The organism is Paracoccaceae bacterium (assembly GCA_033344815.1).
In the GTDB taxonomy this organism is placed as follows: domain Bacteria; phylum Pseudomonadota; class Alphaproteobacteria; order Rhodobacterales; family Rhodobacteraceae; genus Roseobacter.
The window spans coordinates 2,526,343-2,548,446 of the sequence record JAWPMR010000001.1 but is presented as its reverse complement, the minus strand read 5'-3'; the positions used below and the strand labels follow the sequence as shown (position 1 = coordinate 2,548,446).

General features: G+C 51.0%; 20 protein-coding genes and 1 pseudogene. 17 read left to right on the top strand and 4 right to left on the bottom strand.

Features of this window, described 5'->3' with window-relative positions; translation table 11 throughout:
* Positions 1-5 precede the first annotated feature (5 nt).
* The gene (locus R8G34_11835) at positions 6-1,427 is read right to left on the bottom strand and encodes a flagellar hook-length control protein FliK (protein MDW3223551.1); all 1,422 of its coding nucleotides are present in this window, start codon (positions 1,425-1,427) and stop codon (positions 6-8) included.
* 116 nt (positions 1,428-1,543) lie between these two features.
* Here R8G34_11835 and R8G34_11830 point away from each other — a divergent pair, with 116 nt between their 5' ends.
* The 8 genes from R8G34_11830 to xrtE all read left to right on the top strand — a co-directional run bounded on the left by R8G34_11830 (position 1,544) and on the right by xrtE (position 11,803).
* A complete protein-coding gene (locus R8G34_11830) occupies positions 1,544-1,822 on the top strand; it encodes a rod-binding protein (protein MDW3223550.1) in 279 nt (92 codons plus the stop codon).
* Positions 1,812-2,171 carry a flagellar biosynthesis protein FlgN gene (locus R8G34_11825; protein MDW3223549.1) on the top strand — a complete coding sequence of 120 codons (360 nt, stop codon included), beginning with the start codon at positions 1,812-1,814 and terminating at the stop codon, positions 2,169-2,171. The genes R8G34_11830 and R8G34_11825 overlap by 11 nt, the downstream gene beginning before the upstream one ends.
* A gap of 210 nt (positions 2,172-2,381) precedes the next feature.
* Positions 2,382-3,719, top strand: a complete 1,338-nt coding sequence (locus tag R8G34_11820) for a flagellin (GenBank protein ID MDW3223548.1) — start codon at positions 2,382-2,384, stop codon at positions 3,717-3,719.
* A gap of 96 nt (positions 3,720-3,815) precedes the next feature.
* A complete protein-coding gene (flaF, locus tag R8G34_11815) occupies positions 3,816-4,172 on the top strand; it encodes a flagellar biosynthesis regulator FlaF (GenBank protein MDW3223547.1) in 357 nt (118 codons plus the stop codon).
* A complete protein-coding gene (gene flbT, locus R8G34_11810; GenBank protein ID MDW3223546.1) occupies positions 4,169-4,573 on the top strand; it encodes a flagellar biosynthesis repressor FlbT in 405 nt (134 codons plus the stop codon). Before flaF ends, flbT begins: the two co-directional genes overlap by 4 nt.
* Before the next feature lie 1,696 nt (positions 4,574-6,269).
* Positions 6,270-9,776, top strand: a complete 3,507-nt coding sequence (locus R8G34_11805) for an SdrD B-like domain-containing protein (protein ID MDW3223545.1) — start codon at positions 6,270-6,272, stop codon at positions 9,774-9,776.
* Positions 9,777-9,894: 118 nt separating this feature from the next.
* Entirely contained in the window at positions 9,895-10,086 is a 192-nt protein-coding gene (locus tag R8G34_11800; protein ID MDW3223544.1) for a hypothetical protein, read from the top strand.
* A gap of 94 nt (positions 10,087-10,180) precedes the next feature.
* Positions 10,181-11,803, top strand: a complete 1,623-nt coding sequence (gene xrtE, locus R8G34_11795) for an exosortase E/protease, VPEID-CTERM system (protein ID MDW3223543.1) — start codon at positions 10,181-10,183, stop codon at positions 11,801-11,803.
* Between the two features lie 1,239 nt (positions 11,804-13,042).
* Here xrtE and R8G34_11790 read toward each other — a convergent pair.
* Positions 13,043-14,410, bottom strand: a complete 1,368-nt coding sequence (locus R8G34_11790; GenBank protein MDW3223542.1) for a FliI/YscN family ATPase — start codon at positions 14,408-14,410, stop codon at positions 13,043-13,045.
* Between the two features lie 81 nt (positions 14,411-14,491).
* On the opposite strand from R8G34_11790, the gene R8G34_11785 reads away from it, so the two are divergent.
* Genes R8G34_11785 through R8G34_11745 form a run of 9 tightly spaced genes read left to right on the top strand, consistent with a single transcriptional unit; the run spans position 14,492 to position 19,157 of the window.
* Positions 14,492-14,890: a FlgB family protein gene (locus R8G34_11785; protein MDW3223541.1), complete on the top strand. Its 399-nt coding sequence runs from the start codon at positions 14,492-14,494 to the stop codon at positions 14,888-14,890.
* A gap of 14 nt (positions 14,891-14,904) precedes the next feature.
* Positions 14,905-15,297, top strand: a complete 393-nt coding sequence (gene flgC, locus R8G34_11780; GenBank protein MDW3223540.1) for a flagellar basal body rod protein FlgC — start codon at positions 14,905-14,907, stop codon at positions 15,295-15,297.
* A 49-nt stretch (positions 15,298-15,346) separates the two neighbouring features.
* A complete protein-coding gene (gene fliE / locus R8G34_11775) occupies positions 15,347-15,673 on the top strand; it encodes a flagellar hook-basal body complex protein FliE (GenBank protein MDW3223539.1) in 327 nt (108 codons plus the stop codon).
* A 1-nt stretch (position 15,674) separates the two neighbouring features.
* A complete protein-coding gene (locus R8G34_11770; protein MDW3223538.1) occupies positions 15,675-15,944 on the top strand; it encodes a flagellar biosynthetic protein FliQ in 270 nt (89 codons plus the stop codon).
* A 1-nt stretch (position 15,945) separates the two neighbouring features.
* A complete protein-coding gene (locus tag R8G34_11765; GenBank protein ID MDW3223537.1) occupies positions 15,946-16,659 on the top strand; it encodes a flagellar hook-basal body complex protein in 714 nt (237 codons plus the stop codon).
* A 22-nt stretch (positions 16,660-16,681) separates the two neighbouring features.
* Positions 16,682-17,467 (top strand): flagellar basal-body rod protein FlgG, encoded by a 786-nt coding sequence (gene flgG / locus R8G34_11760; protein ID MDW3223536.1) that lies wholly within the window; start codon positions 16,682-16,684, stop codon positions 17,465-17,467.
* A complete protein-coding gene (gene flgA / locus R8G34_11755) occupies positions 17,464-17,886 on the top strand; it encodes a flagellar basal body P-ring formation chaperone FlgA (protein ID MDW3223535.1) in 423 nt (140 codons plus the stop codon). Before flgG ends, flgA begins: the two co-directional genes overlap by 4 nt.
* 8 nt (positions 17,887-17,894) lie before the next feature.
* Positions 17,895-18,626, top strand: coding sequence for a flagellar basal body L-ring protein FlgH (gene flgH / locus R8G34_11750; protein MDW3223534.1), 732 nt, complete (start codon positions 17,895-17,897; stop codon positions 18,624-18,626).
* A 12-nt stretch (positions 18,627-18,638) separates the two neighbouring features.
* On the top strand, positions 18,639-19,157 hold the full coding sequence (locus R8G34_11745) for a flagellar basal body-associated FliL family protein (GenBank protein ID MDW3223533.1): 519 nt from the start codon (positions 18,639-18,641) through the stop codon (positions 19,155-19,157).
* 269 nt (positions 19,158-19,426) lie between these two features.
* Here the strand turns inward: R8G34_11745 and R8G34_11740 are convergent.
* Positions 19,427-20,809 (bottom strand): annotated as a pseudogene (locus R8G34_11740) (IS3 family transposase).
* A 559-nt stretch (positions 20,810-21,368) separates the two neighbouring features.
* Positions 21,369-22,103 carry a flagellar type III secretion system pore protein FliP gene (gene fliP / locus R8G34_11735; protein MDW3223532.1) on the bottom strand — a complete coding sequence of 245 codons (735 nt, stop codon included), beginning with the start codon at positions 22,101-22,103 and terminating at the stop codon, positions 21,369-21,371.
* Position 22,104: the final 1 nt, after the last annotated feature.

Below are 22,104 nucleotides of genomic sequence, written 5' to 3'. Positions count from 1 at the left end.
TCTCCTTAAAGTCGCAAATCTACGCCGCTAGAAGCGACAAGTCTGATAGGATCTACTGCTTCGACAGCAGTATCTGGTACCGAGTGCTTGGATCCATTCCCGTCCGGAGGGCTTTCTTTACCTTGTGCACTTTGGTCAGATTGCCCTTCGTTGAAGGCAAAGTTTATGTTGGCATAGCCTAGCGCCTGGAATTCTCGTGCCAGTTGATCAATGTGGCGTCGCATCAAGTCTAACGTTTCAGGACGCTCGGCAAGCACACTAACTGTGATACCTGCGTCACCCGCAGATATACTCATACGAACACGGCCCAACTCCTCGGGATTTAACATCAATTCTACGGGGCGGTCGGGCATCCTTTGAAGTATTTCTGCCATTTGCCGTCCTATCATTGCAGGCGTGTCTGGTCGGGCAATTGTCTGTGCAAGTGTCGCAGGAGGTGCGGAAGCTCGAGCGTCCCACGCGACAGGCGCCTCAGCATCCCCTACAGCAGTTAAGGCGGTGTCGAGGCCCAAAGCTTCCTTTTGCACACTAAGTGGCATTACATTCTGAGGCGACGTGATGGATGGCGCAGTCAGTGGCGCTTGAAACGCCATCGCAGCTTTTGGGTTCATACGGGTGGTTGTTTCGGCAGAATACTTGGAGGCTTCATCGATGTCGTGTCGCACCGTGCGTTCGGATGACTTCTCGGCATCTGGATGAAGAACCAGTTTCGATGTTGAAAGCTGTTGTTGCTGCGATTGAGCAGATGCTGCTGTTGCCTGTTTGGCCGTTTGCGAGATAGTTTCAACGGCTCGACCCAATTGAGACGTCAAAGTGTCACGGTCCTCCAAAAGTGGCGTTGCCAAATTTATTTTTTGGGTCATCTCAGAATTTTGAGACAGTTTTTTTGAATTTGAATCGGTGATTCCGCCAATACTTCCTGGTAAGCTTGATGCCTCAAAGCTCCGTTCAATAGATCTGGTTTCAGTTCCAGATATGCCGATACTTTGTTCGGGAGAGGCAGGGGAAACATTTCGGGTCAGCAGTTGGGAAAAAGCCCACGTTTTGGTATCCGTCTTGGCTTTCTCAATGCCAGGTTGTTCGAGAGTGTCTTGGTCTGTCAACATGGCCACATCCGGAGCAAGCGCCTCTTCGTCGACCAAGGTCGGGGCGCTACCACTCATTGCGATGTCATCTGCGTCCTTAGTGGAGTTGGCTTCGTTTTCTGGATCGGCGGGTTGCGTGGAAACATTTTCAGCCACTTCTTCAGGCGATCTAGAATTGGCAACACTTGACTGATCTGTCTTACCTTCGGCTTCGGACGAATAAGCAGCGTCAAAATCAGCGGTGGAGGCGTCTTTTTCCGCTCCTGACGTCGTTTCTTTTGTGGGTGTTGCGCCACTACGCTCAGTTTTTGATGCTGGTTGCAACATAGGAATATCAGGCACAGGCTTCTCCGGGAGTTCTTCCGCGTTATTCCATCTTTATGGCATCTGTTGGTTACCGCATCTTTACCGGTTTCGCGCATGCTAGAGAAAAGTATTTGCAATTGGAGACACTTGAAATGTCAGAAATACAATCCGTCAGCGGCCAGGCCATCTCAATGAAAAGAGATCAGGCTTTGCGGGATGTGGCGCAAAAGCTTGAAGCAAGTTTTCTAGCAGAAATGTTGAAATCCGCAGGTTTAGGTAAAACAAGTGACCATTTTGGTGGCGGTGCGGGAGAGGAACAGTTTGGGTCTTTTCTCTTACAAGAGCAAGCCATGCAAATGGTGAAGGCCGGTGGGATCGGATTGAGCGAATCGCTATTTCAAGCCTTGAAGGAGAAACAAAATGACGCATGAAGCATTCGAAGACGTTATTGACGCGCTGGATGACGTGTTGGAAGCGGAACGTGACGCACTACTGATTGGAAACCTGGATGAAGTGGGGCGCTTACTGGAACGCAAGGAAACACTTATCGACGATCTGTCGCGGCTGGAATTTTCCTCTCCAGAGCCTCTGGAAGGATTGAATTCGAAAGTCATTCGTAACCAGGCTTTGCTCGACCAGGCGTTGGCAGGAATTCGGACTGTTGCGCGTAGATTGGCAGCAATGCGTCGCGTTCGCAGCTCACTTGATACATACGACGAGAACGGCACACGCCATACAATTGACATTACGCCAGATGGCGTTGTGGAAAAGCGTGCATGAAATGGCATTTGACTAAAAACTGCCAGACTGGACTATTCTGGTTTAAGCACTCATTAGCCTTTGGGAGTGCATGTTAGCTTTGCATCCGATGTCGGGTGGCGCGTCATCAATTCAATGGTGATCGCATTGGTCAGAAAGCCAGTTTCGCTCCTCCGTGAACACGGGAGAGCATAATCCACGCAAAGCGTGAATGATCAAAGGAACATGCTAATGTCAAGCATTCTTACCAACAACAGCGCAATGGTTGCGCTGCAAACGCTGCAATCCATCAACATGAACTTGAGCAAGGTTCAAAGCGAGATTTCCACAGGTAAAACTGTTGACACCGCCAAGGACAACGCTGCTGTTTGGGCGATCTCCAAAGTCATGGAATCAGATGTCGCCGGTTTTAACGCAATCTCCGATTCTTTGGCACTTGGCCAAGCAACAGTTGGCGTGGCGCTGAACGCATCGGAAAGCGTGACAGACTTGCTGACTGAAATCAAAGGCAAGATTGTTGCGTCGCAAGAATCCAATGTTGATCGCGGTAAAATTCAAACCGATATCGAAGCCCTGACCAACCAGGTCAATTCCATCGTTGGTGCTGCGCAGTTCAATGGTCTTAACTTGCTTAACGGTGCCGATACTGCTGACGTCGATGTCCTGTCGTCGCTGGACCGCTCCGCAACAGGTTCTGTGACTTCCGGCGAAATCTCTGTTGCGCGTAGCAACTTGACTTCAGACGATGTTGTTTTGGCCGATACGGCTCAGACTGCCGGCGGTGCCAATGGTGGTGCAGCTTCCGCCGTTACTACGGCAGGTGCAGGTGGTGCAACGGCCACAACAGGATTTACAATTCTTGAGGGTGACGGCACTACGCTCGTGTCTGCCGGTGGGTCCGTCGACGGCGTTGCCTTTGCGCTCGCGTTGTCTGCTGGTGCGGGTGACTACGGAGCAACGGGTGATAAAACTGTCGCTGCTACTACGACAGAGATTTCCTATGTGGCGTCTGAAGGTGACACCGCTGCGGATATCGCCAAAGGGCTTGAAGCCGCATGGATTGGCTATGCCATGGACAATGATATCGACCTTGGCGCAGAAGATGCGCTGCAGATCAAGGCAAACGGGAATGACCTTGATGTCACCGTATCAGGCAATGACGGTGCCACACTCAATGCTATCACGGCAAACGTGTCGGTGAACGGTCCTGCGAACGCGACAGCGGCAGCCCAGCATACTGCGGCTGGTAAGCTCAACAACCTGACCAAGATCGACGTATCGACAGAAGCTGGTGCTGGCAATGCTTTGCTTGCCATCGAAGGCCTGATCCAATCCTCGATCGACACCGCAGCGGCCCTGGGTTCCAGCGGCGGTCAGATCGATACGCAGGCTGAGTTCGTTGGGAAACTGTCAGACTTGCTTACTTCCGGTATCGGTACTTTGGTCGATGCAAACATGGAAGCGGCATCTGCCAAGCTTCAGGCTTTGCAGACACAGCAGCAGTTGGGCGTTCAGGCTCTGTCCATTGCGAACCAGGCACCGCAGACGATCCTGTCTCTGTTCCGTTAATAGCAATAGTTTTAGGGGCGCGCTGAAGCGCGCCCCTATTCTCTTTTAAGCGGCGCTTTGTATAGTAATAAAGGTAAAACTGTGAACGCATACTCAATGGCTCAGCGCTCATATGCGCCAGCAGGCTCCCCAACCAGAACCGCACGCAGCGCTGAATATGAAGTTATCGCACGCATTTCGCACAGACTGAAAAAAGCAGTTCAGAACAAGGATTTCCCTGCAATGGCGGCTGCGCTTTATGAAAATAACAAGGTATGGACTGCTTTGGCGATGGACGCAATTGACGAAAACAACTTGCTACCAGACAGCCTTAGAGCCCGGATTGTATATCTCGCTGACTTTACACGACAGCACACGGCGAAGGTACTCCAAAAGAAAGAGACGGCTATTCCACTGTTAGAGATTAACGCGTCGATTCTCAGGGGTTTGAAACAAGAAGGTACAAAAAAATGAGCGGATTGGTGCTAAAGTTGAGCCCGAAAGAGCGCGTGCTGATCAACGGCGTTGTAATCGAAAATGGCGACAGGAGAAGTCGGCTCGCAATTATGACGCCTGGCGCTAACATTTTGCGTCTCCGAGATGCAATTCACCCGGAAGATGCTAAGACACCTGTACGTAGAGCGTGCTTTGCCATGCAACTAGTATTGTCGGGAGACAAAGATCCAGACGACGCTCATTTGTCACTTTTGCGCCAGCTAGAAGAATTAAGCCAAGTCTTTACAGATTCAGATAGCCGAAACGTCCTTTCAGACGCGACTCGTGGGTTAGTTGAAAAACAGCACTATCGTGCCTTGAAAGCCCTTCGCGCTCTGTTGCCTCGAGAAGACAGACTGCTTTCTGCCGGGAAGTCTTAGTTAGTTGCCACCACAGTAATTTGTCTTGATTAAACGTGTCGGAAATTTCTACCGGTGTGCAAGACTGCGCTAAGCCGCGATTGCCAGACTGGTTCTAACAACAGTTACGCTACTGTCTAGTACTTTCTGAAGGGTATTACCTTCTCAAGAATTAAATCCTCAATAGATCCCCTAAACACTTGTTTCATCATGCATTGCGGCTGTTTGTCATAAACACTAATGCCACCTATAGTACTTGCGCTGGCGAACTGGCGTTCATGTCGATGAGCGGTGTAAAACCGGAAACCCAAGTTTATCCGCCATATGTTGGATCACTGACAACACAGAACCAAGTTATACTTGCGGTCAAGAATCGTTGACAAATACTAAAAATTGTAACGTCAAAAGAAAACGTACACAAAGTGGATCCTAGTGGCATGTAAAACGAAACTCTTGCCCTGATCTAACAATATTAACTTTTGGAATTTGTACCAAGCACTAAGTCATTTTAACAGCGAACAGTTCACACGAGACTACTAGAAAAGTTACGGACGTTTCGTCTCGATTCGCATGCATCATATCAAATTTTGCACTTCGGCCAGACGACTGAGCATAAGTCTCTGCCAATAATTAGACGCATCTAACAACTCTTTCTTACTCGCTTTTCAATTGTAGGCTTTGCTCAAACCGTCAACGCCCATCAAGCGTGCTATGAGAAGGGGCGTCAAACCGTTCCGAAGTCTTCGTCTCGTGCGGTTCTTGAGGCTACAGCGACCATGTCCAGTCCTTCTTCGTACCGTGTCAGGCAAGTGAATCTGCAATACGCGCGATGTTTTTTGAAATAGGTAACCTTCCAGTCAAAACCAGTTTTCAAATACATTATTTTTGAAAAAAAACGGTTTGAAATGCCTTGAAAGATTTCTCACAACTGAAGAGTTTCAGATTTCAGACACCCACCGGGTATTCTAAGCGAAATCGCCTCATGGGAGTGATTGACCGGTAGCGTCGGATGAGGGTAAGGCGGCGGATCTGTAATCCTCTTCAAGCGTGATGAGCCCAACAGATACTTTCTTGCTCAATGTGAGGACTCGTCGAACTTGTCTCGGAAAATTTCTCGAATCAAGGAGTGGTCGCTGGCGAAGGTCGCATTGGTAGCTTGTTCAAGGGATTCCTGAAATACGAAGTAAAAAACGGATAAATGTACTCGCCGCACAAGTTTTGCAGTGCATTTGAACTGAAGGCTTAAACTGTTCACGCATTGATTCTGTAAGAAACCTTGATGAACGCGTAATTACTCGCTTGAAGGGAGAGGCGGCAACAGAGCGCCACCCAAAAATTGAATTCACATCAGATAAACAACCATAGGGGGTTATTTGGGGGGAATTTCACGGAGCGAGTTGCAAAATTAACGAAAAATTCAAGTTTTCGTTAACATTCGGTAAATTTTGAGTGTAATTTTCCTTTGTAGGAAGAGACAGGTAATTCAGGGGATAAATTAGTCAGTTCAGCATTATCGCGAAAATTTTTGGTGTGGTATTCGGTAAGACGGCAATTAAGTCGTCGATTTGAGAATTAAAGTGTTTTTGTCACTCTTTTTCCTGCGGAGAATCGTCATCTGATTTTTTTGTACCGACAAGGTACCGCAATAGTGCAAGACGTACGGCTGGTTTCATCGAAGTTTCCCCTTTGTTGCTCACAATGAATTGGAAGTTTTAAGATGACAAATAATATGCAAACCTTTGAGTTTACGGCTTTTGCGGTTACCGATTTGGGTGTTGGCAGCCGCGTGAATAAGGGTGAGTCTTTCACCATGCCGGGTGGCGCCACAGTCTGCGTTGAGGTCACAGACAACGACAGCTTTTTGAGCGGCGATACCAGGCACAACGAGAATTCGAACGACGGTTATGGCCAATCGGCCTCCATCCTTGGGGATGACGGCCAGGAATTGGGCAATGGCCATCAGATTTATGCCGAAAGCTATCACTGGGTAACCGACCAGCACGGCAACAGCTATGTGATGATCGAGATTGAGCAGGAAGGCTCCAGCGTCGATTACGTCACCTTCTACACCGGCGGACACTATACTGTCCCACCTGAGGGTGCCGAGTTGACAGTGGGTTCCCAGTGCAATGTGAGCGGCAATTGGGTTGATTTCAAATGTTTGGATGCAGGCGAGAAACCGGCAGATGATCCTTGGGAATTCAACGACGACACCTGCACTTACACGGTCGAGGCCGAATCCTGGGACCTCAACGGCTTTAAAGTTGTGCACGGCGATCAGGCGTCCGGTGGCGAACTTGTAAAACTGTCTGGCCATGACGGAAAGATTTCTACAGACTTTGGTGGAACTGACGGCGTCTACAACATGACGATATGTGCGCAGGATGAGTGCGACGGCAATTCAAAGCTGATGGTTTATGTGAACGGTGAACTGCAGCAAACAATCCGGCTTGACCAAAACACCGATGGCGGTGGCTCCGACAACGGCGTGTTCTCTGAAGTCACGCTTCAAGGGCTTGAAATTGCTGAAGGCGACACTGTCGAAATCCGCGCCTGGCGTGACGATGGCGAATTCGTCCGCATCGATGCGATCAAGTTCGAGCAGGTTAAGTTCGAAGTTTGCGATGATCCGGATGCCATTAAACTCGGCTTTGACGAATTCAGCGCAGGCGATATTCTTGGAACACAGATCGACGGGGTCACGATCTCTGCCATGGGCGGATCCGGCGACGCGATGATCTTCGACAGCCAAAACCCAACAGGCGGTGACGGCGATTTGGAAACACAAGTTGCGCAATTGGGCAATGTGCTGATCGTTTCTGAGGACGGTGACAGCTCTGACCCAGACGATGCAATCGGCGGCAAGATTACATTTGACTTCGACACGCCGTCCTCTGTTTTTGACCTCAAGGTCATCGACACGGAAGAAGGCGGCACAATCACTCTTACTTTGGCGGATGGATCCACCGAAACCTTCGACATTCCGAACCTTGTAAATGGTGGTGTGGGCCAGGTGGTCATGGATGTGGACAACGTGGTGAGCATGGATGTTCAGCTGAACGGCTCTGGCGCGATTGATGATCTTTGCTATGTGCCGGGCGTTGAACCTTTGGGCTCTCTTTCGGGGCGCTACTTTTTTGATACGAACCGTGACGGGCTGGACAATGACGCAAGCAATGCCATTGCTGGTGTGGACGTTGCATTGTTGGATGAAAACGGCGATCCGGTTCTGGACGGTGGCACGCCGGTTACGACCACAACCGATGCAGATGGCAACTACTCTTTCGCTGATCTGCCAGCGGGAACCTATGGGGTCAAATTTACCGACACCGTATCTGGCGCGGCTCTGGTTGAAGCAAATGTTGGTGGTGATGACACAATCGACAGCGATGCGATCGACCTGAACAATGGAATGTCGGAGATCACAGGCATTGTTGTAAATGCGGGCGCGGACACACCAGACAATGACGCGGGTGTTGAAGATCCCGGCACTGCGGCGCTCGAAGGTCGTTACTTCTGCGATGAAAATTTCGATGACGTGGACAACAATGAGCCCGGAATCGCCAATGCAACTGTCACGTTGCTAGATGCCACCGGAAACCCGGTCATCGTGAACGGCAATCCTGTGACCACAACAACTGACTCTAGCGGCAATTATGCGTTTACTGGGCTGTTGGCTGGCACCTACGGCGTTTTGTTCGCTGCAGATGCAGAAGGCAAAACCTTCGTCGCGCAAAACGATCCTGATGGGAATGGCGACGACACCAATGACAGCGATGTTGATGATAACGGCGTTATCCTTGGCATAACTTTGGAAATCGGAGAAACCTCGTCTGACAATGACGCGGGTGTCGAAGATCCCGGCACAGCAGCTCTTGGCGACAAGGTTTTCATCGACGCCAACGGAAATGGTCAGCAGGATGTCGGTGAAGTCGGCATTGACGGTGTGGAAGTCACACTGTTTGACGCGGACGGAAACGTTGCGGGTACGACAAGCACAGCGAATGGTGGTATGTACCTGTTCGATGGTCTCAGGGCGGGTGATTACACCGTGGGCTTTGAGGAAGTGGACTCGTTCGACTTCACCGTGGCTGACACGGGACCCGATGTCACGGACAGTGACGCAAACCAACAGACTGGCCGGACGGATACAATCACGCTGGACATCGGTGAAGTTAACTTGACCGTGGATGCAGGTATCGTTGCTGAAAACAACACGCCTGAGCCTCAGGACGACGCAGGCATCACCTGCGCGGACGACGAAGTAACGGTCGACGTTCTGGCCAACGACGGGACCGCAGACGGGCTTGGCAACATTGTTGATGCGGATGGCGACATCCTGAGCATCACCGAAGTTGACGGTCAGGCGATCAGTGAAGGCAATTCCGTCACGACGGGTGCCGGCACGGTTGTCACGCTTGTCGGTGGGCAGTTGGTGTTTGATGGCGAAGCAGCTTATGCAGCGCTGGATATCACTGAAAGCGCGGTCGAAAATATCAGCTACACGGTGGATGACGGCCAAGGCGGTACAGCCACAGCAAACGTGGAAATGACGTTCAAGGGGGATGCGAATTCTGTAGCCAGCCTGAGCGAAAGCCTGCCTTCCTCGGTTGTCAGTTACCAGATTGCGGACGGTTTTGCGGGAAGCGCACCATTCGGTGATTTTGGCTATGACATCCGCATCACGGATGCAGGTGGCGATGCCCGTTTCGAAGGCGTTGTTTTTGAGCAGGCCTATTGCCTCGATCTGTTCGATCCTGCCGCGGGTGCGCGTCTTTTGGATGACAGCCCGATCAGCACCGCAGATTTGTTCGGCGCAAACGAAGCCGAAGCAGCCTCGGTGTTTGAGAACAACAAAGTCGGCATCAATGGTGAAACCGCCGCCGACAACCTCGACCTCATTAACTATATCCTCAACCAGGATTATGAAAACGATGGTACGGGGTCCGTGGACGGCAATTTCACGGGTTGGGAAGTTCAGTTCGCAATTTGGGAACTCACCAATGGTATCAGCAGTGATGTAACTTTCGACGTTGCGCCGGAAATTGGCCAGATCGATGACGTCGATTTCATCATTAGCCAAGCACTAGCGAATGGCGAAGGGTTTGAGGCTGGTGTTGGTGATATCCTCGGCGTGATCCTTGATCCTAACCCTGCGACATCCACGAATGCGCAACCGTTTATCATTGGGATCAACTTTGAAGATTACGACTGCATCTGTTAGGCAGTCTTAGAAATGGCTGGTGCCCGAAGCTCGGGCATCTGACCTAGGCGGACCCCCCGCCGATCAGGCAAAATTTTGTGACCCTGATGTAACCGTTAAAACAACAGAGAGAAAATTGATGAAAAAAATCGCTTTTGCCGCGACCGCACTGGTCGTTTTGGCTGACACAGCATTGGCTGCTGTGAGCTGCCCTCCCGGCCAAGTCTGTACAGCAGTGCCAGAAATCAGCGCCCTCGAAGGCACCGCTGCAATTGCAGCCATTGCTGCTGTTGTGATGCTGGTTTGGGAGCGTAGCCGCCGCGCTGCGTAAACCAAAAACAACAAGATCAGGCCCGTTTCCGGTTCAAGGAGGCGGGCCTGTTCCACTTTTAGACCCTTCGTTAACCATAAGAGGTGCGAGACCTATGGCTATGACAACTGAACATACTTCGCAAACCAACATTAAGTCTTCTGCTCTGCCGCTTGTTCTGATTGCGGCATTGTTGTTGGTTGAGTTGACGGTCATTGGTACATTGTTCAAACATCTCATAGATTTTGAATGTCTCGCGAACTGGCCCAGCTGGGCTTGCCGAGGTTCCAGTCTGGCGACCGTCGCGATCTACTGCCTGCTAGGCGTGGCCGTCTTGTTGTTTATGTTGCGTCCCACCCCGATAGCGACCTTAACTCAAACAGCAGGTAAACGCCTCCGGCCTCTCATTATGAATGCTGCAGGTTTTGTGATCGCACTGATCCCACTCGCCCTTCTCAATGGCGCCACTGGCGGGTCGAGCGTCCTTCCTGCCCTGTCTCTTTGGGTCATCGGCATGAGCCTGATCCTCGCGGGTGTAGCTCTTTGCATCGCACCGCTCCCACTTTGGCGCGATTACGTCGCCAGTGAATGGACGGCATTGGTGCCCGCAGCGCTTGCTGCTCTTGCGGCCCCATGGCTATCTGTACGCCTGCAACCCATCTGGTCAATCGATTGGATCGCCAGTCAGACGTTCAATGCAGTTGCTTGGCTAATGAGCGGCGTGGGTTATGAACTCTATGTTGACCCCGTGAAAAAAGTAATCGGTGCCGGAGATTTTTTCATCTCGGTCGCCAATGTATGCTCCGGTATCGAAGGCATTGCGCTCGTCGTTTTGTTCGTGACACTTTACTTATGGCTGTTTCGCAACGACCTGCGCTTCCCTCTGGCATTCCTGCTTTATCCGATTGGGATCGCGACATCCGTAGCTTTCAATATACTGCGCATTTCAATCCTGTTGTTCATCGGGCTTGAGGGGAATCCCGAACTCGCCGTCGGCGGTTTTCACAGCCATGCAGGTTGGATGATGTTCACATTGGTGGCGCTTGGCGTGATCGCATTGGCACAAACCGTCCCCGCGCTGCGCAAATCCTCCACTCACACCCAGAAACAAACGCCTGATGCTGTCCCACCGTTTTGGCAAGACCCCTTGGTGGCGCAAATTTTACCATTTATTGTGTTCATGTTCAGCGCACTCGTTGCATCTACGCTTAGCCAAACACCATCGGCAGTATATCCGATCCGCGTGGCAGTGATGATCGCCGTGTTAATGATGGTCTGGCCTTACTACCGTCGCCTGTCATGGCGCGTGGATCCCGTTGCAGTTGGCGTTGGGGCATTCATTGCCGCCTACTGGATTTTGATCCCAGTCGCAGCTACAGACGACCCGCCACCTTATGGTGAACTGGCAGGTGCAGCTTTGGTCGGGTGGTTCATTGCCCGTGGCTTTGGCACAATCGTCCTCATCCCAATAATCGAAGAAGTGTTTTTTCGCGGTTACCTTGAAAAGCGCTTACGTCTGCGTGCGGGGCCTTTGTGGATCATAATCGCCGCGATTGGTTCGGCTGTTTTGTTCGCTGCCTTGCACGGCCGCTGGGCTGAGGCTTTCGTCGCGGGGCTTTTGTTTTCATGGGTTGCGTGGCGACGTGGTAATATCACAGATGCGATTGTATCCCACAGCGCAGCGAACGCTCTGATCTTTGGAGCAGCGGTCGCTACCGGTAATATTGCAATGATATAGTATTCGGTTTTGCAAGTATCAGGACCCTTCGAGACTCTGGTTAAAATCAGATGATTTTAAAAAGTGTTGAGGTCTTGTTTGTGAGCTATCCTGGGCCGGTTGCCCTTTCTTAAATTGACGCCGTGTGGTGGGGCGACAGTCTTTCTTCGTTCGTGGAGAGACCAACGACAAAGACGAATTCGTGGCAGACGCCGGGCACGTTGTTTTAGAAATACTCTTTCCTAGTTGCGCGGTGTGTCTCAAAATCTTTCAAATGGTTCTTTTCAGGCGGTGCATCGCAGGAATTCGGATTCAAGGCTTTCCATGTCGGACGTGTTTGCAACTATGGCGTTGGCCCAAGAGAGCCCCACAAGTTGAATTCGAAGTAAGGCGGTCTAGAGGTTACAGGAGCGGCCAAGTTGTTTGCTGTCACCTATGAAAGCGCGCTGCGGCCGAACCCTTGTGGGGGGTAAAATGCTCGACAGTTTTGTCCTTTCAAGGGTGCTGGGAAAGAGTTGAAAACGCCGACTTCGTGGCAAAAGACAAGGTTTGAGGCGATGCGGGATCATGATGGCTTGCCGCGCCCGATCTGCCATCTCGTTGTCTGTGTTTCCAACACTATCCGGTGCGCTTGCCCGCCAGATAGTCATAAGCCAGTTTAGAGATGATGGCTATCGCCCGCGGCGCTGACGGTTTGGTTATCGGTGGATCCGTGCGATGCTGAAGTGGAAACGTATGATCGTCAGGTCTAAGACGCTGTCTTGATTGTGCGCAAGGGAAAAATTGGGTGTGCGCCGGGGGCGTATACGCTCATCTGAATCAATCGCGCTTTAGCCCGGCGCTGATTTGTCATTTGATTTCATGGGAGAACGTTTGGTGCATCACATCACATCGAGTTCTTGCGGCCCACGACGAAAGCTGCCGCGAGAACACCTGCGTGATCGCTGGTGTCAGCACAATTCCAGCTTTGAACGCTCAAACATTGTCGCAAAAGGCGGGATTGCTGAGCGAGAACCTGTTCGACAGCCGGAACGACGCCTGTCGAAAACTGCCGCGCTGGCAACCCGATTACAAGCAAGTCAGGCCGTATCCATCTGAGGACAGATAAAACATCAGCAAAACTGCTCAGAACGCTGGGGCAACGTGAAGCGCCGCGCAAGACGCGCGCGTAAACTGAAATCGCGGGATAGGACGTACAATCCCAGAACGTCCCATTGTGAAAGGGAAGAGGCTAGATGGGTTTAATGAAGCAGAACTTCTTCAGGCAGTCGAGTTGGCGCGGATATGCCCGTTGGATGGCCCTGTGCCACGAACTCTCCTGAGTATCAACTCTAGTTGAGTGAAGCTGTTTCTCACACTTTGCGTCTCGACTCGCGCGAGAAAAGCGTCCAGCTCGGGCCAGATTTGAACTGCCGCGTCAATCTCTGCGTCGCTTCCGGTAGAGTACAGGCCAGCTCTAATCATCATTGCGTTGCGGTCATAAACTGCTAACAAATTTCGAGCCTTTGCCAGGAGTACATTTTCTTCCTCAGTGGCCGCCGCTGGTAGGCTGCGAGAAATCGACCGTAGCACGTCGATCGCAGGATATCTGCCGCGTTCGGCAATCGAACGATCCAATACGACATGTCCATCCAGAACACCGCGCAAGATATCAGCAATTGGCTCATCCATATCAGATCCGGCCACAAGAACGGTGAACACAGCTGTAATGTCACCCTGCACACCTTGGCCGGGGCCTGCGCGTTCACAAAGTGACATGATTAAATGTGCAGTGGACGGTGGGTAGCCACGAAGTACTGGAGCTTCACCAGCCGCAACCGCCACTTCGCGATGCGCCTCGGCAAACCGCGTTACAGAGTCTGCCAACAGCAGAACCGAGTGGCCCTGATCGCGGAAATGTTCGGCAACAGACATTGCGGCCCATGCGCAGCGTCGCCGAATCAAGGGAGACTGATCCGACGTAGCACAAACGACAACCGCTCGTTCCAAGCCTTTTGGCCCCAACACATTTTCAATGAAATGTCGCAGTTCCCGGCCCCGTTCACCTATCATGGCGATAACGACAACGTCGGCCGTCATATTCTGCGCCAAATGTCCCAATAAGCTGGATTTCCCAACACCCGATCCCGCAAAAAGACCGATTCGTTGCCCCTGCACGACTGGCAACATTGTGTTCATGCCAGCCATACCAGTATTCAGGCGATCTCCCATTCCGCGCCTCATAGCCGGATCAGGTGGTGCTCGTTTCAACGGTCTGTCTTGTGGGCCTTTGAGCAATGGCAAACCATCCAACGGTTTGCCAAATGGATCAACAACCCGCCCGATCCAAGAGTCAGCAGGCGCTATGCCACGGGCTTCCAACAAAGCCGCTCGATCGTTCAGAGCAACGCCATCTGGCGCCTGATCGGGAAGTAAAACCAGTATATTGCCATCAAGTTGCAATACCTCGCCGGACAAAGGTGTACCTTGACGATAGACAACAATCAGATCGCCAATACGTGCCTTGCCCGCAAGGCCGGTGACGTGAATCACGCCTCCATCTACTCGGGTCACGCGCCCAACATCGTGGACAGGTTCCAAATCTTTGATCTGTGAGGTCACGCCTTCGAAGTTTAGAGACTGGCTCATTGTAATCCTTTGGTGGTCGCAAACTCTTTCTAAAGGAATCAGGGTTAAGCCTTGATGAAACCACACAAGGGAGAAGCCCTGATGTTTGAAAATTTAGAAGTCTTCAAGATTTCTCATGCGATGGCGGTGCATGCCGGACAAAAGCAAGCTGTTGCTGCGCAGAATGTCGCAAATGCTGACACGCCTGAATATAAGGCGCGCGACGTAACCCCTTTTGCACAATCCTACGAAGACAATATGGCGAACCGCGACGTATCAGGTCAGCGCTCCACGCGTGTCAAACATTTGCATGGCGCACCATCTGGTTCAATTGCAGCACCAATAGTAGACGAATCATCCGTAGCATCGCCAAACGGCAATACGGTTTCTTTAGAGGATGAAATGCTGAAATCGCTTGGCGCAAAGCGTCAGCACGATCGTGCGATGGCCATTTATAAATCGTCACTGACCATTCTGCGCGCGACGCTCAAACGATCTTAATTGGGGAACGTATCATGAACGATTTTGCAAAAGCTCTTTCCGTGACATCGAGTGGCCTCAAGGCGCAAGCCACACGTCTGCGCCATCTTTCGGAGAATATTTCAAATGCTGATACACCCGGTTATCGCCGGAAGCTCGTTGCGTTTGAAACGTCATATAACGGCACCAGCGGTGTTTCCGAAGTCGAGACAAGCCGAGTGCGTCTAGACAAGTCAACATTGGAACGGGTCTATGATCCATCACATCCCATGGCAGATGACTCCGGCTATTTTGATGGTTCGAACGTCAATCTGATGATTGAACTTGGCGATGCCAGAGAAGCTCAGCGCAGTTACGAAGCGAACCTGAAGGTGTTCGAACAGACGAGAAAGATGTCCAGTAGTTTAATGGACTTACTACGCAAATAACCACAACCGACACGGTTAAAATTACCGTAAGACGATAAGGAGATCCAGAATGGATATGAAAGCTGTTTCAGCAATTCAAAAGTTTGCCGACGCGAGAGCGACAACGGCCATAAGCAATTATGTGCAGGCTCGACCGGCCACTGAGCCAACACCAGAAGAACCCAGCATCATACAGTCTGCAAGCACCGCTGCGCTCGATTTTGCGGAAACACTTGCGCAAAGCGAAGAGACCGCAAAGCAATCGATGATTGGCGATGCGGACCCGCATGCGCTGGTTCAAGCCCTGGCTCAGACCGAGTTGGCTGTCGAAGCGGCTGTGTCAGTGCGTAACAAAGTTGTCGAAGCATATCAGGAAATTTTACGGATGCCCGTTTAACATGCTGGACGAGGTTATCTTCTTTGACACACTGCGGCAGGGTCTATGGATTTCTGTGATTATTTCGCTGCCGATCTTGACGGCCGCACTCATCACCGGGGTGTCCATCGGGTTGGTTCAGGCTCTGACTTCAATACAGGAGATGACCTTAACGTTTGTTCCGAAACTTGCCGCCATTGTTATCGTTTTCTGGATTTCGATGGGCTTCATGACGCAGACGCTCGTGTCATTCTTCCACAACCGCATCATTCCACTGATTACTGGAGGTTAAGATGGAAAACACTGGATACACCACACTAACGCGGCAAGCAGGCCTGATGCGGGAAATGCGGATAGTGGCAAATAACATCGCAAATACAGCCACTTCCGGGTATCGGCAAGAAGGATTGGTCTTTTCTGAATTTGTGAAGGCCGTTGATGGTGGATCAAGCCTGTCGATGGGGCAGGGCAACGTGCGCCACACTTCTTTTCAGCAAGGTGCATTGACCCAAACCGGTGGTACGTTTGACTTCGCCATCGAGGGGGAAGGGTTTTTTCTGGTGGAAACACCATCAGGGGAAAGACTGACAAGGTCAGGTGCTTTTTCACCTAACGCCGAGGGCGACTTGGTAACGTTTGACGGATATCGCGTTCTGGATGCTGGCGGTGCTCCAGTATTTGTTCCGCCGGGTGCGGCGGATGTTGCCGTTTCATCGGACGGGACGATTTCCAGTGAAGGGAATCCAATTGGACAAATCGGCGTTGTGCAACCACTGAACGCACGGGAGATGATCCGCGAGGATGGCGTCATGTTCCGCGCTGATGACGGGTACGAACCAGCTGAAAACGCGCGCGTGTTGCAGCGGTTTGTTGAGAATTCCAATGTCGATGCCATCACGCAGATCACGCGCATGATTGAAGTGCAACGGGCCTACGAATTGGGCGCCAGCTTTCTGGACGCAGAAGACCAACGTGTGCGTCAAGCATTGAAAGCACTGTCACAGTAAACACCAACGAAGGAGGTGCCAAATGCGCGCCCTGAAAATCGCTGCTACCGGAATGAGTGCCCAGCAAATGCGGGTCGAAACGATTTCGAACAACCTGTCGAACATGAGCACTACTGGATATAATGCCCGGCGGGCTGAGTTTGCAGACTTGCATTATCAGCAGCTTACCCGCCCCGGGACAATTAGCGCCACCGATGGCACGGTGATGCCAACGGGTGTCCAGTTGGGGCTCGGTGTTAGACCCGCCGCAATATCCGTTCAGTTGCAACAAGGCTCTCTCAGCGCCACTGGCGGTGATTTGGACCTGGCAATCGAAGGCCAGGGCTATTTGGAGGTCACACTTCCCTCTGGGCTATCCGCATATACGCGTGATGGGGGGTTAAAAAGAACGGGCGAAGGTTTGATCGTCACGTCCGATGGGTTTCCCGTCGAGCCGCAAATTGTCATTCCGGATGATGCTCGAAGTGTTTCGATCAATGCTTCGGGCGAAGTTTACGCCTATTTCGCAGACGCTCCTGAAGCCCAATTGTTGGGTCAATTCAACATGGCAGGATTTGCGAACTCAAAAGGCCTAGAGGCTCTGGGAAGCAACCTGTTTGTTGAAACGGAAGCGTCCGGACCATCACTTGTTTCGACCCCGGGAGAGGATGGCCTTGGCACAGTGCGTCAGGGTTATTTGGAAGATAGTTCAGTTGATGCAGTACGCGAGATAACCGAACTGATCGAAGCCCAACGAGGATACGAAATGAATGCAAAAGTAATCTCTGCGGCTGATCAGATGTTGGGCGCAACGACGCAAATCCGATGATACGTTTCATACTTCCTTTCTTGATGATGTGTATTGGCGCTGACGTTTTGGCAGAGTCGGTTGTCCCGACACGGACAATCCGGGCAAATGCAATCATTAGTGAGCTTGATGTGACAACAAAGGCAGGTCTGACGAAAAATGGTTTTGATCGGACATTGGACGTAGTTGGTCAAGAGGCGAAAACGACCCTATATGCGGGCCGTCCAATACTTTTTGATGACGTTGGACCGCCCGCCTTGGTGACGCGCAATCAAATTGTCATGCTTCGTTTCGAAACCGCAGGCCTTTCGATCACAACGGAAGGACGATCCTTGGAAAGAGGCGGGATCGGTGACCGCGTTCGAATTATGAACATGGATTCCCGAGCGACGCTGTTTGGGCATATTCAAGCCGACGGCTCTGTACACGTTAAAGACTAGGGGTTTTTATGAAAATTCGAAGCTATTCTACAGTACTTTGTTTGGTTTTGATAACCGCTTGCGGTCGTTCTGATCATATTGGCAAAGCACCATCTTTCACCTCTCCTAGGGGAACAAATGAGCATAACGCGATGCTCTCACCAGGACTGCCGTTGCGCGCTGACGCGCAAGGCCCAACTGAGCAAGCGTCTCTCTGGTCTGGTGCGCGTCAATCGCTGTTGGGCGACAGGCGAGCTGTGCAGCAAGGCGATATACTTACTGTTGTTATTGAAATTGACGAAGAGGCTGAAATTTCAAATGCGACCGACCGATCCCGATCAGGTTCGGAAAGTCTAAGTATCTCCGGACTCTTTGGTTTGCCGCAGCGGATTGATGAGCGATTGCCAGAAGGCGCGTCCTCGGCACAGGCGGTCGGAATCAACTCGAACAGCAGTTCTGCGGGAGATGGGTCAGTCAAGAGAAATGAAAAACTTACCCTCAGAGTGGCGGCAACTATTGTGGATGTATTGCCCAATGGCGTGCTTTCGATCGCAGGCAGTCAAGAGCTACGTGTTAATTTTGAAATGCGAGAACTGCTTGTTACCGGTTACGTTCGACCCGAGGATATATCCCGCCAAAACGAAATCACTTACGATAAAATTGCGACAGCTCGTGTCTCTTACGGTGGCCGCGGGCAAATATCTGATGTCCAGCAACCTCGCCTTGGTCAGCAAGTTCTTGATGCAGTGTTGCCCTTTTAGGAGAATGTGGACATGAAGAAATTATTACCTATTATCATGCTCTTGATCGGATCTGGTGCTGGCGTGGGGGCTGGGATTTTTATGCGACCTCCCCCAACGGCAGTTGATCAAGAAAATGCGATGATAGATCCGATAGGATCTGAGCAAGAGCTCGACGAGGTTGAAGCTTCTGCAAATATACCTGGCGCTGCGAGTTCCGCAGAAGGTATGGAATATGTAAAACTGCCGAACCAATTTGTCGTGCCGTTAGTTGAAAAAGATCGGATTTCCGCCATGGTCGTAATGGCGCTTAGTGTGGAAGTCGCTGCCGGAGCTTCAACAGAAGTAATTGATAAGGAACCAAAGTTGCGGGACGAGTTTCTGCGCGTTCTCTTTGACTATGCAACTATTGGAGGATTTTCCGGATCATTCATCAACAACGAAAATCTTGACGTCCTTAGAAGTGATTTGCGAGAAGCTGCGAAAAGGGTAATGGGATCAGATGTGGCAAACGACGTTCTCATTTTTGAAATTGCTCGGCAAGACTATTGATCCGTCAAATTACATGGTTTGTTAATCGCTTTCTATTCGAAAGCAACGAGGTCTTTCACTTTACGTTTCGAATTTTGCGGCGCGGATTGTGAAAACTTTTAAAAGCCTCCAAGCATCGCTTTAGGGCTTTTCGCGGCCTGCGCCAGATCAGCATGGTCTTCATGATTTGAGGAAAGTTTCAACCGCAGAATTTACTGTCCGTCGTCAGGGTTTTTGGCACCAAAGGCGGCCTAAGCTAAGAGAGAGTTTGGCTCATCTGGTTGGTTTGATTATGCGGCGTGCTGGCGGTGATGCAAGCGTCGCGCTTCGAGTGTCTTTCGTTTGATCTTTTCGCGTTGTTTTAGAATGGCTTTGTCACTCCCGAAGTAGACGTCAGCAGGTGTGACGTTGTTGATGCTCTCGTGATATCGCTGATGATTGTAATGATCGACGAAGGCTTCGATTTGCGCTTCGAGGTCACCTGGCAGGAAGTAGTTTTCCAGCAAGATGCGGTTCTTCAGGGTTTGATGCCACCGCTCGATCTTGCCTTGGGTTTGCGGATGATAGGGGGCTCCGCGCGAGTGCTTCATGCCTTTGTCTTTCAACCATTCCGCCAGATCCCCGGAGACGTAGCTTGATCCGTTATCGCTGAGCAGACGTGGCTTGTGAACGACATGGACCTGATCACAGCCAGACGCTTGCAACGCGAGGTCCAGTGTATCGGTCACGTCTTCGGCCCGCATGTTCGTGCAGAGTTTCCAGGAGACGATGTAGCGACTGTAGTCGTCCAGAACCGTACTGAGATAGAACCAGCCCCAACCAAGGACCTTGATGTAGGTGAAGTCGGTCTGCCAAAGCTGATTGATGGCCGTGGTTTTGTCTTTGAACTCGCTGGCGGCTTTCATGACGATGAAGGCTGGGCTGGTGATCAGATCATGCGCTTTGAGCACGCGATAGACAGTGGATTCTGACACAAAGTAGCGCTCTTGATCCGTGAACGTCACTGCCAGTTCGCGCGGTGACAGCTCTGTCTCTTTCAAGGCGAAGTCGACAACCTTGCGCTTCACGTCGTCAGGCACGCGGTTCCAGACATGCTTTGGCTTGGGCGATTGGTCCTGCAGACCAGCCTCACCGCGTTGAAGATACCGGCCGTACCAGCGATAGAACGTGGTGCGCGGAATGCCGAGCTTGGCTAATGTCAGACGGGCCGACAGATGCGACCCCTCGACCAGCCGGATGATCTCAAGCTTCTCAGATGCGGGGTACCTCATTCGTGGTCGCCCCCATCTATTACCCGGCAGGTGAATGTCTTGCATTCACTGAGAGGGCCCGAGCATGCTTTTTTTGAGAAGACGCAGTTCGAGCGTTTGTTCTGCCACCACCTCTTTGAGCTCCTTGGCTTCGCGGCGCAGTTCCTTGACCTCATCAGTGTTCGCAGCGCGTGCTGTATCCCCAGCTAGCCGCTTCTTTCCGGCCTCCATGAAGTCTTTCGACCATTTGTAGTAGATGCCCTGCGATATCCCTTCACGGCGGCACAGCTCAGCAATGCTGTTTTCACCACGCAGACCATCCAACACGATCCTGATCTTCTCTTCAGATGAATAGTGCTTGCGCGTTGCACGTTTAATATCTTTGACGATCTTCTCGCCAGGGCTCTTCGCTGTCTTTCTCATCGTCCACTCCTCGGTGGTTACGATGAGCAACAAACACTCCCTTAGCAAATAACCCTATTTGGATCCATAAGCGCTGACGTCAGACACTCCGTCTCGGAGGAGATTTTTTTGCGCTGTTTCCGCCCGGTCCAATTGTTCGATTTTCGACTTTTCACGCAAGGTCCGGTTCCCCGACAACATCTTTGTTGAACAGCTTTGGCAATTTCTCAGAAACGAATGCGTCTATCTGTACGCTTGGTGAGCCAGATTGGAGGCACGTGAGGGGATCATCAATTGGATGGATTTCCAAAACATGGAATGCTCAAATTCCACAGTTACCGGCAAAACACCAGCCATGATCTTTTGGCTGAGAAACGATTTAAACCAAATCGATCAGCGAGAGCAGAGAATAGCGTAACTTATGCGGAAAAATTTCCAAGGGTGGGGGCGTAGATCAGAATTTCACATTTCGACGGAGCATTAACATTCAAGCTCCACTACTCAAGACAGGATAATCATAACAATCTGATTGTCAGTTGAAAATCCGCATGGTTGTATCGACCGGCTCGAAAAATCGCTTCTAGAAGTAGCTCTTTACCAAGCTGCCGGCGATAAGGCTCCAACCATCGGCGATTACAAAAAACGCCAACTTAAAAGGTAGCGACACAATTACTGGTGGCACCATCATCATGCCCATTGACATAAGAACAGCGGCAACAACTAGGTCAATTATCAAAAAAGGTAGAAAAACCAGAAAGCCAATTTGAAATGCTCGAGATATTTCCGAAAGTAGGAAACTTGGAACTAGAACGGATAGTGGAGCTTCTGGCGACAGACTTGTGTCAATCGTGTCCGGTCGCAATTCCGCCATGGCAAAAAAGGTTTCTGAATCTATTCGAGCGGCCATAAAAATTCGAAATGGCTCAACAGTGCGGACGAATGCAGTCTCAATATCTATTATTTCATCATTCAACGGCACAATACCATTTGTCCATGCGTCTACAAAAACTGGTTCCATGACAAAGAAGGTGAGAAACAAAGCCAGGCTTACGATCAGCATGTTTGGCGGGGACTGTTGGAGTCCGATTGCTTGCCGCAAAATTGAGAGCACCGTTACGATAAATGGAAAACAAGTTACCATAATCGCCAAACCGGGTGCTAAGCTTAGAACCGTGATAAGTACAAAGAGTTGAATCGTGCGTGCGCTGATTGAGTCGCCGTCCCCTAACGAAAATGATAAGTCTTGAGCTCTGACCTCAGCCGGAAAGCTCAAAACAAACACTATCGAGATTGCAAATAGAACACGGGTCAACATT

Coding starts and splice junctions, on each gene's coding strand:
- R8G34_11830 (MDW3223550.1), top strand. CDS start 1,544: ATGTCAGAAATACAATCCGTCAGCGGCCAGGCCATCTCAATGAAAAGA.
- R8G34_11825 (MDW3223549.1), top strand. CDS start 1,812: ATGACGCATGAAGCATTCGAAGACGTTATTGACGCGCTGGATGACGTG.
- R8G34_11820 (MDW3223548.1), top strand. CDS start 2,382: ATGTCAAGCATTCTTACCAACAACAGCGCAATGGTTGCGCTGCAAACG.
- flaF (MDW3223547.1), top strand. CDS start 3,816: ATGGCTCAGCGCTCATATGCGCCAGCAGGCTCCCCAACCAGAACCGCA.
- flbT (MDW3223546.1), top strand. CDS start 4,169: ATGAGCGGATTGGTGCTAAAGTTGAGCCCGAAAGAGCGCGTGCTGATC.
- R8G34_11805 (MDW3223545.1), top strand. CDS start 6,270: ATGACAAATAATATGCAAACCTTTGAGTTTACGGCTTTTGCGGTTACC.
- R8G34_11800 (MDW3223544.1), top strand. CDS start 9,895: ATGAAAAAAATCGCTTTTGCCGCGACCGCACTGGTCGTTTTGGCTGAC.
- xrtE (MDW3223543.1), top strand. CDS start 10,181: ATGGCTATGACAACTGAACATACTTCGCAAACCAACATTAAGTCTTCT.
- R8G34_11790 (MDW3223542.1), bottom strand. CDS start 14,410: ATGAGCCAGTCTCTAAACTTCGAAGGCGTGACCTCACAGATCAAAGAT.
- R8G34_11785 (MDW3223541.1), top strand. CDS start 14,492: ATGTTTGAAAATTTAGAAGTCTTCAAGATTTCTCATGCGATGGCGGTG.
- flgC (MDW3223540.1), top strand. CDS start 14,905: ATGAACGATTTTGCAAAAGCTCTTTCCGTGACATCGAGTGGCCTCAAG.
- fliE (MDW3223539.1), top strand. CDS start 15,347: ATGGATATGAAAGCTGTTTCAGCAATTCAAAAGTTTGCCGACGCGAGA.
- R8G34_11770 (MDW3223538.1), top strand. CDS start 15,675: ATGCTGGACGAGGTTATCTTCTTTGACACACTGCGGCAGGGTCTATGG.
- R8G34_11765 (MDW3223537.1), top strand. CDS start 15,946: ATGGAAAACACTGGATACACCACACTAACGCGGCAAGCAGGCCTGATG.
- flgG (MDW3223536.1), top strand. CDS start 16,682: ATGCGCGCCCTGAAAATCGCTGCTACCGGAATGAGTGCCCAGCAAATG.
- flgA (MDW3223535.1), top strand. CDS start 17,464: ATGATACGTTTCATACTTCCTTTCTTGATGATGTGTATTGGCGCTGAC.
- flgH (MDW3223534.1), top strand. CDS start 17,895: ATGAAAATTCGAAGCTATTCTACAGTACTTTGTTTGGTTTTGATAACC.
- R8G34_11745 (MDW3223533.1), top strand. CDS start 18,639: ATGAAGAAATTATTACCTATTATCATGCTCTTGATCGGATCTGGTGCT.
- fliP (MDW3223532.1), bottom strand. CDS start 22,103: ATGTTGACCCGTGTTCTATTTGCAATCTCGATAGTGTTTGTTTTGAGC.